Source organism: Halomonas sp. A40-4, from assembly GCF_015767635.1.
Lineage (GTDB): Bacteria > Pseudomonadota > Gammaproteobacteria > Pseudomonadales > Halomonadaceae > Vreelandella > Vreelandella janggokensis.
This window is the reverse complement of record NZ_CP065230.1, coordinates 2,405,878-2,421,523: the sequence shown is the minus strand read 5'-3', so window position 1 is coordinate 2,421,523 and position 15,646 is coordinate 2,405,878. Positions and strand designations below refer to the sequence as shown.

General features: G+C 58.2%; 14 protein-coding genes. 7 read left to right on the top strand and 7 right to left on the bottom strand.

Annotated features, from left to right (window positions below; all coding sequences use genetic code 11):
• Positions 1-23: 23 nt before the first annotated feature.
• From IT895_RS11315 to epmB, 3 genes are all read right to left on the bottom strand, one after another.
• A complete protein-coding gene (locus tag IT895_RS11315) occupies positions 24-2,102 on the bottom strand; it encodes a pyrroloquinoline quinone-dependent dehydrogenase (RefSeq protein WP_199283497.1) in 2,079 nt (692 codons plus the stop codon).
• 10 nt (positions 2,103-2,112) lie between these two features.
• On the bottom strand, positions 2,113-2,478 hold the full coding sequence (locus tag IT895_RS11310) for a hypothetical protein (protein ID WP_199283496.1): 366 nt from the start codon (positions 2,476-2,478) through the stop codon (positions 2,113-2,115).
• Positions 2,479-2,634: 156 nt separating this feature from the next.
• Positions 2,635-3,654 (bottom strand): EF-P beta-lysylation protein EpmB, encoded by a 1,020-nt coding sequence (gene epmB / locus IT895_RS11305; RefSeq protein WP_233337224.1) that lies wholly within the window; start codon positions 3,652-3,654, stop codon positions 2,635-2,637.
• A gap of 108 nt (positions 3,655-3,762) precedes the next feature.
• On the opposite strand from epmB, the gene efp reads away from it, so the two are divergent.
• Positions 3,763-4,329 (top strand): elongation factor P, encoded by a 567-nt coding sequence (gene efp, locus IT895_RS11300; RefSeq protein WP_066321208.1) that lies wholly within the window; start codon positions 3,763-3,765, stop codon positions 4,327-4,329.
• A 235-nt stretch (positions 4,330-4,564) separates the two neighbouring features.
• The gene (gene epmA, locus IT895_RS11295) at positions 4,565-5,545 is read left to right on the top strand and encodes an EF-P lysine aminoacylase EpmA (protein ID WP_199283494.1); all 981 of its coding nucleotides are present in this window, start codon (positions 4,565-4,567) and stop codon (positions 5,543-5,545) included.
• A gap of 19 nt (positions 5,546-5,564) precedes the next feature.
• On the opposite strand, the gene asd is transcribed toward epmA, so the two are convergent.
• The 3 genes from asd to rsgA are packed head-to-tail and all read right to left on the bottom strand — an operon-like array spanning position 5,565 to position 8,288.
• On the bottom strand, positions 5,565-6,398 hold the full coding sequence (asd, locus tag IT895_RS11290) for an archaetidylserine decarboxylase (RefSeq protein ID WP_199283493.1): 834 nt from the start codon (positions 6,396-6,398) through the stop codon (positions 5,565-5,567).
• Between the two features lie 10 nt (positions 6,399-6,408).
• Positions 6,409-7,251: a sulfurtransferase gene (locus tag IT895_RS11285; protein ID WP_199283492.1), complete on the bottom strand. Its 843-nt coding sequence runs from the start codon at positions 7,249-7,251 to the stop codon at positions 6,409-6,411.
• Positions 7,248-8,288 (bottom strand): small ribosomal subunit biogenesis GTPase RsgA, encoded by a 1,041-nt coding sequence (gene rsgA, locus IT895_RS11280; protein ID WP_199283491.1) that lies wholly within the window; start codon positions 8,286-8,288, stop codon positions 7,248-7,250. Before rsgA ends, IT895_RS11285 begins: the two co-directional genes overlap by 4 nt.
• Positions 8,289-8,375: 87 nt before the next feature.
• Between rsgA and orn the strand changes: the two genes are divergently transcribed.
• Positions 8,376-8,957: an oligoribonuclease gene (gene orn, locus IT895_RS11275; RefSeq protein WP_199283490.1), complete on the top strand. Its 582-nt coding sequence runs from the start codon at positions 8,376-8,378 to the stop codon at positions 8,955-8,957.
• Between the two features lie 13 nt (positions 8,958-8,970).
• Here orn and queG read toward each other — a convergent pair whose 3' ends face one another.
• Positions 8,971-10,062, bottom strand: coding sequence for a tRNA epoxyqueuosine(34) reductase QueG (gene queG / locus IT895_RS11270; protein WP_199283489.1), 1,092 nt, complete (start codon positions 10,060-10,062; stop codon positions 8,971-8,973).
• A 127-nt stretch (positions 10,063-10,189) separates the two neighbouring features.
• Between queG and IT895_RS11265 the strand changes: the two genes are divergently transcribed.
• The 4 genes from IT895_RS11265 to mutL are packed head-to-tail and all read left to right on the top strand — an operon-like array spanning position 10,190 to position 15,605.
• Positions 10,190-11,683 carry an NAD(P)H-hydrate dehydratase gene (locus tag IT895_RS11265; protein ID WP_199283488.1) on the top strand — a complete coding sequence of 498 codons (1,494 nt, stop codon included), beginning with the start codon at positions 10,190-10,192 and terminating at the stop codon, positions 11,681-11,683.
• Positions 11,684-11,694: 11 nt separating this feature from the next.
• Complete coding sequence (tsaE, locus tag IT895_RS11260) at positions 11,695-12,192, top strand: tRNA (adenosine(37)-N6)-threonylcarbamoyltransferase complex ATPase subunit type 1 TsaE (protein ID WP_085917949.1); 498 nt, start codon at positions 11,695-11,697, stop codon at positions 12,190-12,192.
• Between the two features lie 5 nt (positions 12,193-12,197).
• On the top strand, positions 12,198-13,676 hold the full coding sequence (locus IT895_RS11255; RefSeq protein WP_442786519.1) for an N-acetylmuramoyl-L-alanine amidase: 1,479 nt from the start codon (positions 12,198-12,200) through the stop codon (positions 13,674-13,676).
• A 30-nt stretch (positions 13,677-13,706) separates the two neighbouring features.
• The gene (gene mutL, locus IT895_RS11250) at positions 13,707-15,605 is read left to right on the top strand and encodes a DNA mismatch repair endonuclease MutL (protein ID WP_199283487.1); all 1,899 of its coding nucleotides are present in this window, start codon (positions 13,707-13,709) and stop codon (positions 15,603-15,605) included.
• Positions 15,606-15,646 lie beyond the last annotated feature (41 nt).

Sequence of the window (15,646 nt, the reverse complement as noted above, 5' to 3'; positions counted from 1 at the left end):
TTTTTATGGGTCAATCGCAAGCGTTATTCCGGCAGGGCGTAGACCGTAATTTGGTCGCCCACCTGATCTTTCAGGATGGTGTTACCGCCTGAAACAAAGGCGACATATTCGCGCCCCTTGTATTCATACACCGCCGGGTTTGAGACTGAAGGCGCTTCGGTCTGAGACGACCACAGCTCTTCGCCGGTTTCCAGGGAGTAGGCACGCACCTTGGCATCCATGGAGGCACCGATAAAGATAACGTCGCCCGCCGTAACGGCTGGTCCACCAATGGTGGGCGAGCCCCAGCTTTCGGGCATAAAGAAGCCATATTGCTGTGAAGCACCTACCGGGGTCCGCCACTTCACGTCGCCGGTCGTCATATCGAGAGCGACCAGTTCACCGAAAGGCGGCTCCCAGCAGGGCATGCCGAACCGGTTGAGCGCCACCTCAAGCCGCATGCCGTAGGGCGCACCTTCCTGCGGGGCAAAGCCGCTCTCGTTGCCCGATGTCCTATTGGCTGCCTCATAATCCTCGCGATTATAAAGCTTGATGTACTGCACAATATGCGAGGTATTGACGATCGCGGTCTGGCTTTCCGGGTCAAAAGCGACGCCGCCCCACTGAACACCACCCGCACTGATGGGGTAGCCAAGCGTGCCTTCGCCCTGGGTAGTGGGCGGGGTGTACATGCCTTCATAACTAAGATCGTCCCACAACGCCGAGCACTCCCCGAAGCTGACCGCATCGGCCAGCGCCCAGACGTCGGGTTTCTCGGACTGATCTAACAGTGGAGCGGGTTTGGTCGGGAAAGGTTGAGTCGGTGCGTAGACTTCACCCTCGACGTTGCCGTCGCCGCTGGGCACTGGGCGCTCCTCAATCGGCCATACGTCTTCACCGGTTTCTCGGTTGACCACAAACAGAAAGCCCATTTTGGTCGCCTGAATCAGCGCCGGGATCTCCTCGCCATCAACGGTAATGTCCATCAGCGTGGGGGCGGCGTTAATATCGTAATCCCAGATGTCATGGTGAACCCACTGCCGCGACCAGACCACCTCGCCAGTCTCAACATCCAACGCGGTGGTCGATGTGCCCAGAGGTACTTCTTCGGTGCGGTTACCGCCCCAGTAGTTAGGCGATGGTGAAGAGACGGGTAAATAAACCAAACCAAGCTCTTCATCGGCGGACATATGCGTCCAGACGTTGGCGGTACCGCTCTGTTCGCGCGTCTCATCGCTGAGCGCCTGGAAGGTCCATTCGCGCTCGCCGGTGCGGGCATTGATTGAGTAGACGGTGCCGGGAGGGGCTTGTTCGTAGGCCCAGTCCTTTCCCGCCCAGCCGAGAATCAGATGGTCGCCCACCACGGTCGGCGGCTGAAGTAGGGATAACGGCCAGCGGTCATTGGTATCGTTCCACTGATTGACGTCGAGAACGCCGTTATCGGCAAAGTTGGTGCACTGTTCGCCGCTATCGGCGTCGACCGCGAAGAGCTGCGCATCCATGGTGCCCATGTAAATGATTTTCTGGCAGGGCTCGCCCGCTTCGGGGTCATCTGCTTCCCAATAAGCCACACCGCGGTTCTTAAGGGCGGGCTGGGTCAGTGCTTCAAGGGAGGATTGAGTATCGAAGCTCCATTTCTCTTCGCCGCTTGCGGGGTCAAGTGCCAGGACCCGGTAGAACGGTGTGCCGATATACAGCGTGTCGTTGGCAAACACCGGGGTGGCAGACCAGACCGTCGCGGGTAAATCGCCTGAACCATCTGCTACATCGCCGGTATGCACTTCCCATGCTTTCTCCAGCTCGCCGACGTTATCAGCGTTGATTTGATCAAGCGGGCTATATTTCTGGGCATTAAGCTGGCCGTGGAAACTATCCCAGACCGGCTCTCCGGGTACCAAGGGGATAGGGGCGGCGTTAGTCGTTTCTTCCGGTGAGGCGTTCTCTTGCCCTGCTGATGCTTGCTCCCCTGGCGCCTCTTGAGCCGTTGGCTGCTCCGTCTCTGCTGACGGTTCCTGAGCCATTAGCGGCATGGGCGTTAGGCAAATTGTCAGAGCGGTAACCGCGCCTAAACCAGATGTAATGGGTTTAAACGGAGTGCTTGTGGCGGATAAAAACGTCGTCATGAGCAGCTCCTTAAGAAGGGGTGAGGCGTGCATGGCGCGCCGGGCGGAAAAGATCAAGAACCAGGCCGATCAGGCCCACGACCATCGCAACGCCGATCCACCACTGATGGAGCAGCATTGCGGCGAAAAATGTCCCGCCGAGGCCTATCAGAATAAGTACCCGCAGGATAACGGACGCACCACGCCCTCTTGCAGCAGCAAGAAGTAGGGCCAATATTGCCAGCGCGATACAGGCCACGATGGCAACCAGTGCCCCGAGTGTTCCCGTGACCCCGGTCAGTGGGGTGAAGTAGGCATACAGAGCGACGGCAAGACCGGCGAGTGAGGCTATCAGAAGGACGATAGCGCCCGATTTTGATGAGAGGGATGACGACATAATGTGCTGGCCTCCTAATGAGTGAGGTAGCCAACATTGAGGCTAAGTCAATGTCGGAAGTCGTTAGCCCTATAACTTTAGCAGAAAATTGTTTTTTAGACCTTTGTATACTGTTTTAGAAATGAGGTGCATGAGTATCTAGCCGGGATGAACTTTTTACAGTGGCGTTTTGCTCCCTTTGCCGGGAATTTCCCGCACCAGGCGTGGCATCAAGAACCCCGGCAACAGGTCGCGAAGTGAAGCTACAAGCTTGCGGGCTTCTTCATCCGGGACATCAAAATGTGCAGCGCCCTGCACGGGATCCAGTACGTGCAAGTAGTAGGGCAGAATGCCTGCTTCAAATAGCCGTTCCGACAGTGTGGCTAGGGTTGTTACGCCGTCGTTAATACCCCGTAGCAGGACACTCTGGTTGAGTAGCGTTACTCCGGCTTGTTTAAGCCGCGCGCAGGCGTCGACCACTGCCTGGTCGATCTCGTTGGCGTGGTTGATATGCAGCACCACGACTTTTTGCAGGCGAGTTGAGGCTAGCCAGCCAATCAGAGCATCATCAACACGGTCGGGAATTACCACGGGCAGACGTGTGTGAATACGTAGCCGCTTCAGGTGTGAAATGCCTTCAAGCTGCTCGACCAGCCAGGCCAGTTGGCGGTCATTGGCCGCAAGCGGATCACCGCCTGAGAGAATCGCCTCGTGAATGGAGGTGTCGGCGCGCAGGTAGTCGAGGGCTTCCTGCCACTGAGCCCTGGAGGGCGAATTCTCGCTGTAGGGGAAATGGCGGCGAAAGCAGTAGCGGCAGTTGATGGCACAGTTAGGGCTGGCGATCAGCAACACGCGGCCCGCATACTTGTGAATCAGCCCTTTGACGGGCTGATGATCCGCCTCCTCGAGGGGGTCCGTGACGTAGTTTGGCGGTGTCAGGGCCTCGTCGTCGAGCGGTAGCACCTGACGCAGCAGTGGATCATGAGGGTCGCCGGGGGTAATGCGCGACAAATAGGCGGCGGGCACACAGATATCAAAGAGTTGATGCCCCGTTCGAGCACCTGGCAACCATTCATCGCTCAACGCAAGCTGTTGACAAAGAATGGCGGGGTCGCGAATCGCCTGCGAGAGCTGCTGCTGCCAAGACGCTATTTGGGTCGTGGGGCACTTGTCGGCGATAATGATGTTCTCCTGCAAAAAAGCCCTCCTTCGGGTTATCATGCGCGCACTTATTGAACCAATATCATTAGAGTCGAAGCGGTCCTTCGCTCATCACGTTACTGACATGCATCATTGAGAGGCAATATGGCGAACTATTCTACCAACGAATTCAAGGGCGGTTTGAAAGTAATGCTCGACGGTGATCCTTGCTCGATCATAGAGAACGAGCTGGTCAAGCCGGGCAAGGGCCAAGCCTTTAACCGCGTCAAGCTACGTAACCTGATGACCGGTCGCGTGGGGGAGCGGACCTTTAAGTCGGGTGATTCGTTAGAGGGTGCCGACGTCATGGAACTGGAGATGGAGTATCTCTATAACGATAGCGAAATGTGGTACTTCATGAAAACCGACGGCTCCTTTGAACAGTATGCGGTGGAAAAGAAAGCGCTCGGCGAGACCGAAAAGTGGTTGAAGGAGCAGGTGCCTTATACCGTTACCTTGTGGAACGATAACGCCATTCACGTAGCACCGCCGAATTTCATCGAGCTTGAGGTGGTCGAAACCGACCCGGGGTTGAAAGGCGATACTGCCCAGGGCGGTTCCAAGCCTGCCACCTTGTCTTCCGGTGCCGTAGTGCGTGTGCCGCTGTTTATCAATGAAGGGGAAGTCCTCAAGATTGATACGCGCAGTGGAGAATACGTCTCGCGGGCCTAGCAGCCTGTCGGACTTAACACTGATCTACTGCGAATCCCGGTATTTTGGCCAACTTTATTCGATCGATTTCGTTAAATAGCGCGCTACTCGCCTCAATCGATCGATAAATTTGGCTCAAAATCCGTGATTCTCGCGACGATCGGTCAAGCCCGACAGGCTGCTAAAAGGCGCCAGGAACGCGATATATTGACAGCCACGCCACAGGGCGTGGCTTTGTCTTTTGGGAGTAAGGCCAATGACAGAAAGTTGGCGACCGACGGCCACCATCGAGACGCTGCGTGAGCGAGCCCGTTTACTGGCGAGCGTGCGACGTTTTTTTGCTGCGCGCGATGTGCTGGAGGTGGAAACGCCAGTGTTGGGTCAGGGGGGGAGTACCGATGTCCACCTGGTTTCGCTTTCAACGATGGCGCGTACGGATAAAGGCCAGCGTAAGCTGTGGCTGCAAACCTCGCCGGAATTTCATATGAAGCGACTGCTTGCAGCGGGTAGCGGGCCCATTTTTCAGCTGGCAAGAAGCTTCCGCGATGGTGAAGTGGGCGCTCGTCACAACCTCGAATTCACCATGCTGGAATGGTACCGCCCAGGATTCACCTTGGCAGATCTGATCGACGAAACGACCACCCTGGTCGCCAATATTCTGCCCAGTTTTCATGGGCCGGTGGTGCATTACCGCTATCGTCAGCTGTTTCATACCTATCTAGCGGTCGACCCGTTCACGACGTCGCTTGAGGCATTGCGCAGGCTTGCGGCTGAGCGCGGTCAGATGCCAGCCGGGGCGATGGCAAACGAGGGGCGCGATACGTGCCTCGATTTGTTGATGGGGCTGGTGATCGAACCGCAATTAGGGCGCAACGAACTAAGTGTGGTGGTGGATTACCCGGCAAGCCAGGCGGCGTTGGCACGCCGCCATCAAGACACGGACGGTGAGTGGGTTGCCTCACGCTTTGAGCTTTATCTAAACGGCACGGAATTGGCCAACGGTTACGATGAACTGACCGATGCGGCTGAGCAGCGTGCCCGCTTTATTGAAGATAACGCCGAGCGCCGCCGCTTGGGGTTGCCCGAAGTGGACGTGGATGAACGGCTGCTGGAGGCCCTTGAGCATGGCATGCCGGATGGGGCAGGGGTGGCGCTGGGCATTGACCGTCTGGTTCAACTGGCGCTTGCAAAAGCACGCCTGGAAGACGTGCTGACGTTTTCGACGCCCAATTGCTAACTATCACCGGGATGAACCATCAATAACATCCAAGCGACTCTCCCATGCTGACCATCGAGGCGAGGGGCCGCTCTGTGAAACTAACCGGTTTGGCAAAGCACATCACCACCGTGGAGCCGAGCTTGAAGCGCCCCATTTCAGCGCCTTTTTCCAGGGTGATCGGTTGGCCAAACTGCATGCGCTGAGGATAGCCGGAAAGTGGCGTAACCTGTCCCGACCAGACGGTTTCGATCGCCGCGACGATCATGGCGCCCACCAGCACCATGGCCACTGGCCCCTGCTCGGTATCAAAGATGCACACCAGGCGCTCGTTACGGGCGAATAGCCCCGGCACATAGTTGGCCGTGGCCTGGTTGACAGAGAACAGCCTCCCGGGGACGTAGATCATTTCCCGCAGTGTGCCGGTGACCGGCATATGCACCCGGTGGTAGTCCTTTGGCGAAAGATACACCGTCGCAAAGCTGCCGCCGAGAAATTCTTCTGCCAGTTCCGTATCGCCGCCGAGCAGGGTTTGCGCAGAGTAGGTATGCCCCTTGGCCTGCACCAGTTGGCCGGCCTGGAGGCGGCCATACTGGGATACGGTGCCGTCGGCAGGGCTGATGATACCCTCGTGAATCGGACGGGCATCGGCCTTGAGCGCCCGAGTAAAAAAGTCGTTGAAAGTGGCGTAGGCCGTTGGTTCAGGTTCCAGTGCCTGGCTCATATCCACGTTAAAGCGCTTGATAAAGGCGTTGATCAGAGTGTTTTTCACCCAGGGGTTATCACACTGGGCAAACAGGCCGGTCAGGCGCGAAAGTGCGTGGTGGGGCAATGGGTACTGAATCAGCGAAAAGGCTTTTTGGTAAAGGGTCACGATAATATCTTCACTTCTCGATCGGCGTGTCGTCGCGGTTGCCCCATTCGCCCCAGGAGCCCGCATAGCCGCGCATATTGAAGCCCAGCGCCTTGCCGACCAGCCAGGTAAAGCTGCTGCGGTGGTGGCTCTGGCAGTGGGTGGCGATTTCCATTTCAGGGGTCAGGCCGAGGGCATCCAGCTCGGTAACCAGTTCGGCGTAATCGCGAATGCGCAGTGCCCGGTGGCGATCCATGACGTTCAGCCAATCCATGTTGACTGCCCCCGGAATATGTCCCAGGTGCTTATTGTTACCCTTCTCGCCGTCGTATTCGGCGGTCGACCGTGCATCCCAGATGGCAAACTGTTTATCGTCGAGCTTCTGTTTGATCTCGTCGCAGGTAATCAGTGCCTGGGGATTAAGGATTTCGGCCCGATAATCGCTGGGTGTCGGTGCCGAGGGCTCGGTGCTTTCTTCAAGCCCTTCATCGCGCCAGGCGTGTATGCCGCCGTTCAGATAGGAATATCGGGTATGCCCGATCAGCTCCAGCGTCCAAAGTAGTCGGGCCGCCCAGCCGCCGCCCTCGTCGTCGTAGGCAACGACATGGATATCGCGGGTAAGGCCGAGCGCGCTGAACAGCCGCGAAAGCGCCTCAATGCTGGGAACGTCACTGGGAACAGGCCCTTCACCGCGCATCAAATAGCGAAAATCGAGGAAAATAGCGCCGGGCACATGGCCCTGACGATAACTGTCGGGGTTTACCGGCACGTCGATGATGAGCAGCTGAGGGTCGTCCAGGTTCGCCTGAAGCTGCTCGGGCTCAACAATCAGCGGTAGCACATTGGTTTCAGACGAATGACTCTCGGTGCTCATGGGCGACTCCTTATGGGTTCAGCGTTCAGGCTATCAACAATCCGCCTGTAGCTGGCAAATCGTTCTGGATGGATGTTGCCTGCCTCGACCGCTTCAAGTAAAGCACAACCGGGCTCAGCACGATGGCGGCAGTCGCGAAACCGACAGTGGCCGATAAACGGCCGGAACTCAATGAAACCGTCGGTAACCGCCTGTTCATCAAGATGAATCAGGCCAAATTCACGAATCCCGGGCGAGTCGATCAATTCACCGTCAATGACTTCATCCGTGCGCATGGCATAAAGCCGTGCCGTTGTCGTCGTATGGGTGCCTTTACGTGAATCCTCGGACAGCGCCCCGATGCGCAGGGTTTCATCGGGTAGCAGCAGATCAATGAGCGATGACTTGCCTACGCCGCTCTGGCCGACGAATACGGATGTGCGTCCTTCAAGCTGGCGGCGCAACGCATCCCATCCTGAATCTGTCGCGGTGGTCGTGCGCACCACGGTGTAACCCAAATCGCGGTAGCGTTCCAATAACTGACCCAACTCGCCACCATCGTTCGGCAGTAGATCGGTTTTATTGAGCACCAGCACCGGTGCGATACCAGTGGCTTCGGCAGCGACCAGGTAACGGTCGATCAAATTGGGGTGAGGGGCGGGTTCGGCGGCAAACACGATGAGTATCTGGTCAATATTAGCGGCCACTGGTTTGAGCTGGCCGCGCGCATCAGGGCGCTTGAGGACGCTTGCACGTTCGTCGCGGGCCACCACCACCCCGGAGCCTTCCTGGCCTGCCCGCCAGATGACCCGGTCACCGGTTACCAATCCGTCCAGGTTGGCACGCAAGTGACAACGCACAGGCACACCATCGGCATTACGCACTTCTAGCGTGCGCCCAAAATGCGCCATCACGCGACCCGGCTGTTCGGCACCGTATTCGCCAGCGGCAAGCTTCTCGGCATCCTGTGTATCGCGTTTTTCAGCGCGCTGGGCACGCTCTGCCTGAACCTTCTCGACCCGCCAACGCTGTTGACGGCTTAATTTACGTTTGCTCATGACCACCCGATGCTCGGTACAATGGGTTTATTGTACCTGTTAACTGGCGCAGGGTAACTTGAATGACCCACCATTTTGGAGAGCACGATGAGCGAACATAATGCACCGCGTGATGACCGGCTGGTCTGGATTGATCTGGAGATGACCGGTCTGGACCCTGACAAGGAGCGCATTATCGAAGTGGCCACCCTGGTGACCGATGCCTACTTGAACGTCGTGGCGGAAGGGCCGGTGATCGCCGTCAAGCAGCCCGATAGCCTGCTGGCGCAGATGGATGACTGGAATCAAAAGACCCACGGTGATTCGGGGTTGGTCGCTCGCGTGAAAGCCAGCACGGTGGAAACGGCTGACGCCGAGCAGCAGACTCTGGACTTCCTTCGCCAGTACGTTACCCCGGGTTCCTCGCCCATGTGCGGCAACAGCATCCACCAGGACCGGCGTTTTCTGGAGCGTGAAATGCCCGCGCTATGGGCGTTTTTCCACTACCGCAACCTGGATGTATCCACCGTGAAGGAGCTCGCCAAACGCTGGAACCCTGGCGCACTTGTCGGGTTCAAGAAGCAAAATGTCCACCTGGCAATGGACGATATTAAAGAGTCGATTGCCGAACTTTCCCATTATCGCAACACGTTTTTGCGTCTTGAGACCCAGAGCGACGAAGAGGAATAGATATACGTAACAACTAAGAAGCGGCGGTGGCAATGCGCGTTTCGCGCTTGAAACGCTGCTCCTCGAGTGCCCAGGCAACGTGTTCACGTACCAGTTCGCTTGGAAAGGCTCTGCGTGCCCAAAGTGCGGCCTCGACGGCTTCGCTCCAGGGCGCGTTGCCCAGGCCCACGGCGATATTGCGTAGCCAGCGCTCGTAGCCAATGCGCCGAATGGGACTGCCGGCTGTCTTGGCGAGAAATTCTTCTTCCCCCCAGGTGAAAAGGCGAACAAGCGACGCGCGGTCAAGATCATGGCGCGGTGCGAAATCGTCTTCCTGGGTCGCGCGGGTAAAGCGTGTGAAGGGGCATACCAGTTGGCAGTCGTCGCAGCCATAAATGCGGTTGCCCATGGCGCGGCGATATTCCACCGGAATGGCGCCGTGGAGTTCAATGGTCAGATACGAAATGCACTTGCGTGAATCGACGACTTTATCATCGACGATGGCCCCTGTTGGGCAGGCGGTGCGACAGGCGTTGCAACTGCCGCAGTGTTCTTCTTCAAAGGGGGCGTCGACAGGTAGTGGCAGGTCAGTGTACAGCTCGCCCAGGAAAAACAGCGAGCCGGCCTTGGGGTTGAGCAGCATGGCGTTCTTGCCGAACCAGCCCAGGCCGGCTTTCTGAGCCAGCGCCCGTTCCATGACCGGTGCAGAATCGACAAAGGCCCGGTAGCCAAACGCACCGACCTTGTGCTCAATCTGCTTCGCTAACTGTGCCAGGCGCTTACGCATCAGTTTGTGATAGTCCCGGCCTAGGGCATAGCGCGACACATAGGCACGACGGGGTTGGCCGAGGACCTTGGTGCTTTCTACCTCGGCAGGCAGGTAATCCATGCGCACGCTGATGACCCGCTGCGTGCCGGGCTCTAGCTCCGCCGGGCGGGTGCGTTTAGTGCCGTGCTTGTCCATGAAGCCCATTTCACCGTGGTACCCTTTGTCCAGCCAGGTGTTGAGGTGCGCTTCATGGGCCTCCAGGTGGGTGTCGGTAATGCCTACCTGCTGGAAGCCGAGCTCACGCCCCCAGGTTTTGATGAGTTCTGCAAGATCGGCAAGGGTATCGTCTGAAAGCATGGGGAACGCCGCTTCGTCGCAAAAAAAGAAAAGCCAGAGAAAATTGGGCGTTGATACTCAACGGTCAGGCGTCAGCCGCGCTATGCTAACGCATTGCTGGCCGTCACAACATGTGAAAGGAGAGATCGTGTCTCGCTTAACAACGTCTACGTTACGCCCTCTTTATAAAGCCGCTCAAGTACGCGAGCTGGATCGGCGTACCATTGCCGGAGGAATCGATGGGTTTGCCTTGATGCAGCGCGCGGCATCGAGTGCTTGGCACAGTTTCCGCTCCCGTTGGCCCCAGGCACGTAGCGTCACGGTGCTATGTGGCAGCGGTAATAATGGCGGTGATGGCCACGTGCTGGCGGCCCTGGCGATGCAGTCGGGGCTTAAGGTCCAACGCATTTCGCTGAAGCCGTTGAATGAGCTGAAGGACGATGCCTTTCGTGCCGCGCAACTCGCCAGTCAAGCCGGAGTGAGTTGCGAGGAGTGGCACCCCGCGACGGTGTTGTCGGGTGAAGTGATTGTCGATGCACTGCTGGGAACTGGTTTGAACGGCGAGGTGTCGGGTCGCTATCAGCGAGCTATCGAGCTGATCAATGCAGCCTCCCAGCCGGTGTTATCGATTGATATTCCGTCAGGGCTGGCAGCCGATACGGGTGCGGTACTTGGTGTGGCGGTGGAAGCCGCTTGCACCGTAACATTTATCGGCGACAAGATCGGCCTGCACACCGGTGAAGCCCCTGCTTACACGGGCGAAATCGACTTCCGTCCGCTGAGTGTCAAGGCCCAGGCATTTTTTGATATTCCCCCCACCGCCTGGCGCCTTGACGACGACATGCTCAGCGAAGCGTTCAGACCGCGCTCGCGGACCAGTCACAAAGGCCGTATGGGTCATGTATTGGTCATGGGGGGCGCGCCTGGCTTTGGCGGTGCCGCGTTGCTGGCGTCCCAGGCCGCGGCGCGTCTGGGGGCAGGCAAAGTCAGTCTGGCAACGGCTGCTGAGCATATTACCGCCAGTTTGGTGCGCTGCCCGGAAGTCATGGCACATGCGATACGGGGTGGTGCCGAGGCCATTGAGCTGCCTCAGCAGGCGGATGCCGTGGTGGTTGGGCCCGGGCTTGGCCAGGCCGCATGGGGGCAGGCCATCCTGCAAAGTGCCTTGCAGGCAACTGTACCGCTGGTCGTGGATGCCGATGGGTTAACCTTGCTGGCCAGTCACTGGCCTGATTTACGCTGTGATGATTGGGTGCTCACCCCCCATCCGGGTGAGGCAGCCCGTTTACTGGGCTGCTCGGTGGAGGACGTTCAGGCTGACCGGCCCGCCGCCGCTCAGGCGCTTCAGCGTGCGCGGGGGGGCGTGGTGATACTCAAAGGCGCGGGCAGTCTGGTGGCAGGCCCTGGTGGCTTGATGGTATGTCCCTACGGCAATCCTGGCATGGCCAGTGGCGGCATGGGCGATGCGCTCAGTGGGATGCTCGGCGCGCTAATTGCCCAGCGGGGCGATGTCGAAACCAGTGCCTGGCTAGGTACCCTGGTGCATGCCTTGGCGGCAGATCGAGCGGCGGCAGCGTTCGGCGAGCGTGGCTTGCTGGCGAGCGATCTGGCATCCTATGCGCGAGAATTAATTAACCCGTGAAGGCAGCCCAAATGCAGGTGCAACTGGATAATGAACAAGCTCAGGTAGCCTTCGGTGAAGCCCTGGGTAGCGTATTGCAAGGACGCGGGCGTATTTATCTGGAAGGCGACTTGGGAGCGGGGAAAACGACACTGACCCGCGGTGTATTGCGGGCTTACGGCTATCAGGGGGCGGTTAAAAGCCCTACATACACGCTAATCGAACCTTATGAATTGGCCAGCATGCGGCTTTATCATCTGGATCTATATCGCTTGTCCGACCCTGAGGAACTCGAATTTATCGGCGGACGTGACGTATTGGCAGATGACGCGCTGTGCTTGATTGAATGGCCGAGCCGTGGCGAGGGCTGGCTGCCAGCGGCGGATATTTGCCTGCAGTTGGCAGTTGACGAGCCTGGGCGTAGAGCCCGGCTAAGTGCCGGTAGCGACTTCGGCGAAAAGGTGTTGGCCAAGTTAGGTGATCGTTTGTCTGTCTGTCCCCAGCAGGGCGGTGTATTTCAATGGTCATAAGCGCGATGGGTATCCATGCAAAGGTGATGAAAGTATTGGCATTGCGCCAGTTGGCGCTGAGTATTGTAGCGGTCATATCGGCGGGTCTATGGACGTCGCTTCAGGCGGCCACCGTCGAGGGCATGAGGCTCTGGGCGGCGCCCGATCATGCGCGCCTGGTTTTTGACCTTTCGGGCGCAACATCGGCTGACGTATTTTCTCTGGATGATCCTGCACGTCTGGTGATTGATCTGGAAAACAGCCAGCTAGAAGCCGACCCTGATAGCCTGTCGCTTGAAGACAGCGCCATCAGCGCGTTGCGCACCGGTACGCGAGAAGGTAATGGATTACGCGTCGTCCTTGAGCTCAATCGTGAAGTCGAGCCGCGCCACTTTACCCTGACACCCAACGACCAGTACGGGCACCGGCTTGTGGTCGATCTGGAATATCCTGGCGAAAGTGCCGTGGAAAACCCTATCGACCCTATCGAGGCAATGATTCGCGAGCAGGAGATTCAAGCGCAACGAGCGGGTGCCCAGGTGCGAGCAGGCAGTGATCAGCAGGCAACTGAGCCGACATCGCGTTCGTCCGAGCAGGCCAAGCCTCACCCGAGGCGCGATATTATTATCGCCGTGGATGCAGGCCATGGCGGTGAAGACCCAGGGGCAATCGGTCCATCAGGTACCCGTGAAAAAGACGTCGTACTCGATATTAGTCAACGCTTGGCCAATATCATCAATGCGACTGAAGGTTTTAAAGCGGTGTTGATTCGCGACGGCGACTATTACCTTGGGCTGCGCCAGCGAACCCAGCTTGCCCGTGAACAGAAAGCCGACTTTTTTGTCTCGATTCACGCCGATGCCTTCACCAGCCCACGCCCACAGGGAAGCTCGGTATATGCGCTTTCCCAGCGCGGGGCAACATCAGAAACGGCGCAGTGGCTGGCCGACAGCGAAAACCGCTCCGACCTGATTGGTGGGGTGGATGGCAGCCTGTCTCTACGCGATAAAGATCAGGTGTTGCGGGGCGTATTGCTGGATTTAACCATGACAGCGACGCTCAACGATTCCCTGTCAATCGGCGGTCAGGTGCTTGACCAACTGGGCCGGGTGAACCGGTTGCATAAGTCCCGGGTTGAGCAGGCTGGCTTCATGGTGCTCAAGTCGCCCGATATACCGTCATTGCTGATTGAAACGGGCTTTATATCCAACCCGGAAGAAGAGCGACGCTTACGCGATCCTGTACACCAGCAGGGGGTTGCCGAGGCTATTTTTGGCGGCCTGAAGAGCCATTTTGAGCGTTATCCACCGCCCGCCAGCCTGCTGGCTTGGCAGCGGGATAATCAACGCCGCCCTGGTGGCGATGAATACCGTATTCAGTCCGGCGATACGCTGTCGGCGATTGCAGTGCGCCACGGTGTGCCCGTGAACCAGTTAAAGCAGGCGAACGACCTCAACGGAGATGTTATCCGGGTGGGCCAAGTATTGCGTATTCCCAGTTCATGAGGTGTTGTATTGACTGAAACGACGTCCGCTATGCCACGTATACACGTACTGGACCCGCGGTTGGCGAACCAGATTGCCGCGGGGGAAGTGGTCGAGCGACCGGCTTCGGTGACCAAGGAACTGATCGAAAATGCCATCGACGCAGGCAGCCAGCGTATCGAAGTCGATATTGAAGCGGGCGGTGCGCGGCTTATCAAGATCCGCGACGACGGTATTGGCATTGGTGAGCAGGATTTGCCGCTGGCGCTCGCCCGCCATGCCACCAGCAAGATCGATAGTCTGGAAGATCTGGAAGGCGTCAGCTCACTGGGTTTTCGCGGTGAAGCACTGGCGTCAATCAGTTCGGTATCGCGCCTGGAACTGGTGTCCAATGCGCTGGACGACCCGCGACAGGGGTGGCGCGTGGTGGCTGAGGGGCGCGGCATGGAAACACGCGTGACGCCAGCGCCTCATCCTCGAGGCACTAGCGTGTCGGTGCGCGACCTGTTTTTTAATACCCCCGCGCGGCGTAAATTTCTGCGTACCGAAAAAACCGAATTTGCTCACGTTGAGGAAGCCTTCCGCCGCCAGGCTTTATCGCGCTACGACATTGCCTGGACCCTGCGGCATAATCAAAAAGTGGTCCATCAACTACCACCAGGCGATACGGAAGCGGCCCGTGAGCGGCGTATTGCCTCGCTGCTCGGCAATAATTTTATTGAGCATGCGCGTTACATTGAGCGCGAAGCCGGTGCGCTTCGTCTGAGTGGTTGGGTGGGCTTGCCCACCCATTCACGCGCCCAGGCAGATCAACAATACTTTTTTGTTAACGGCCGTGTGGTGCGCGACCGGTTGGTCGCCCATGCCGTTCGCCAAGCCTACCGCGATGTTCTTTATAATGGGCGCCATCCGGTCTTCGTCCTTTACTTGACGCTTGATCCAGATGTGGTGGATGTCAATGTGCATCCTACCAAGCACGAGGTACGTTTTCGCGATGGTCGCATGGTGCACGACTTTCTTTATTCAAGCCTGCATCACAGCCTGGCAGATGCCCGGCCCAACGCCGAGGATGTCAATGCTGTGTCGCCGTCACAGCCCACGGCCCCTGTGGAGACCCCGGGCGAGCCTGCCCGCTGGCAACAGCAGGGTATGGCGCTTTCACCTTCAGCCGCACCGTCAGCTGATCGTCACCCGGGTGGCGAACGAGTGCGCCGTTTCATGCAGGGTTATCAGGCATTGCACCCCGACCATGAAGAGACACTGCTGACGCCCCAGTCGACTGCCCATGAAGGCCCATTTGGCGAGACGCAGGGCGACGTGCGCGAAGCGCCGCTGGTGATGCTGCAGAGTGACCCCACCAGCGCACCGCCGCTGGGGTTTGCTCTGGGTCAGCTTCATGGGGTTTATATTCTGGCCCAGAATGTCCATGGCCTGGTGTTGGTGGACATGCATGCCGCTCACGAGCGCATCGTCTACGAGCGAATGAAAAATCAGTTGGCGGCGTCACAGGGGGTCGACACGCAGCCATTACTCGTGCCCGTGTCACTGGCCGCCAGCCGCAGCGAAGTGGCTACCGTGGAAAGTGAACGTGATGCGATCGTCAAACTGGGCGTAGAGCTGGATGTGGCGGGTCCTGAAACCCTGCTGGTACGCCAGCTTCCGGCCATGCTTGCGCAGGCAGATCCCGAGACACTGGTTCGTGAAATGCTGGAAGAACTGGCTCGCTTCGGGCGCACGCACCAGGTCGAAGCGCGCATACACGAACTGTTATCGACCATGGCATGCCATGGGAGCGTACGCGCCAATCGGCGTCTGACGCTGGATGAAATGAATGCACTGTTGCGCGATATGGAACGCACCGAGCGCAGCGACCAGTGCAATCATGGTCGCCCGACCTGGACGCAAATGGATATGAAAGCCCTCGATAGGCTATTCATGCGCGGTCAGTAACGGTTATGTTGGAATCAGGTAGGGTCAGCGGAGTTTTACCA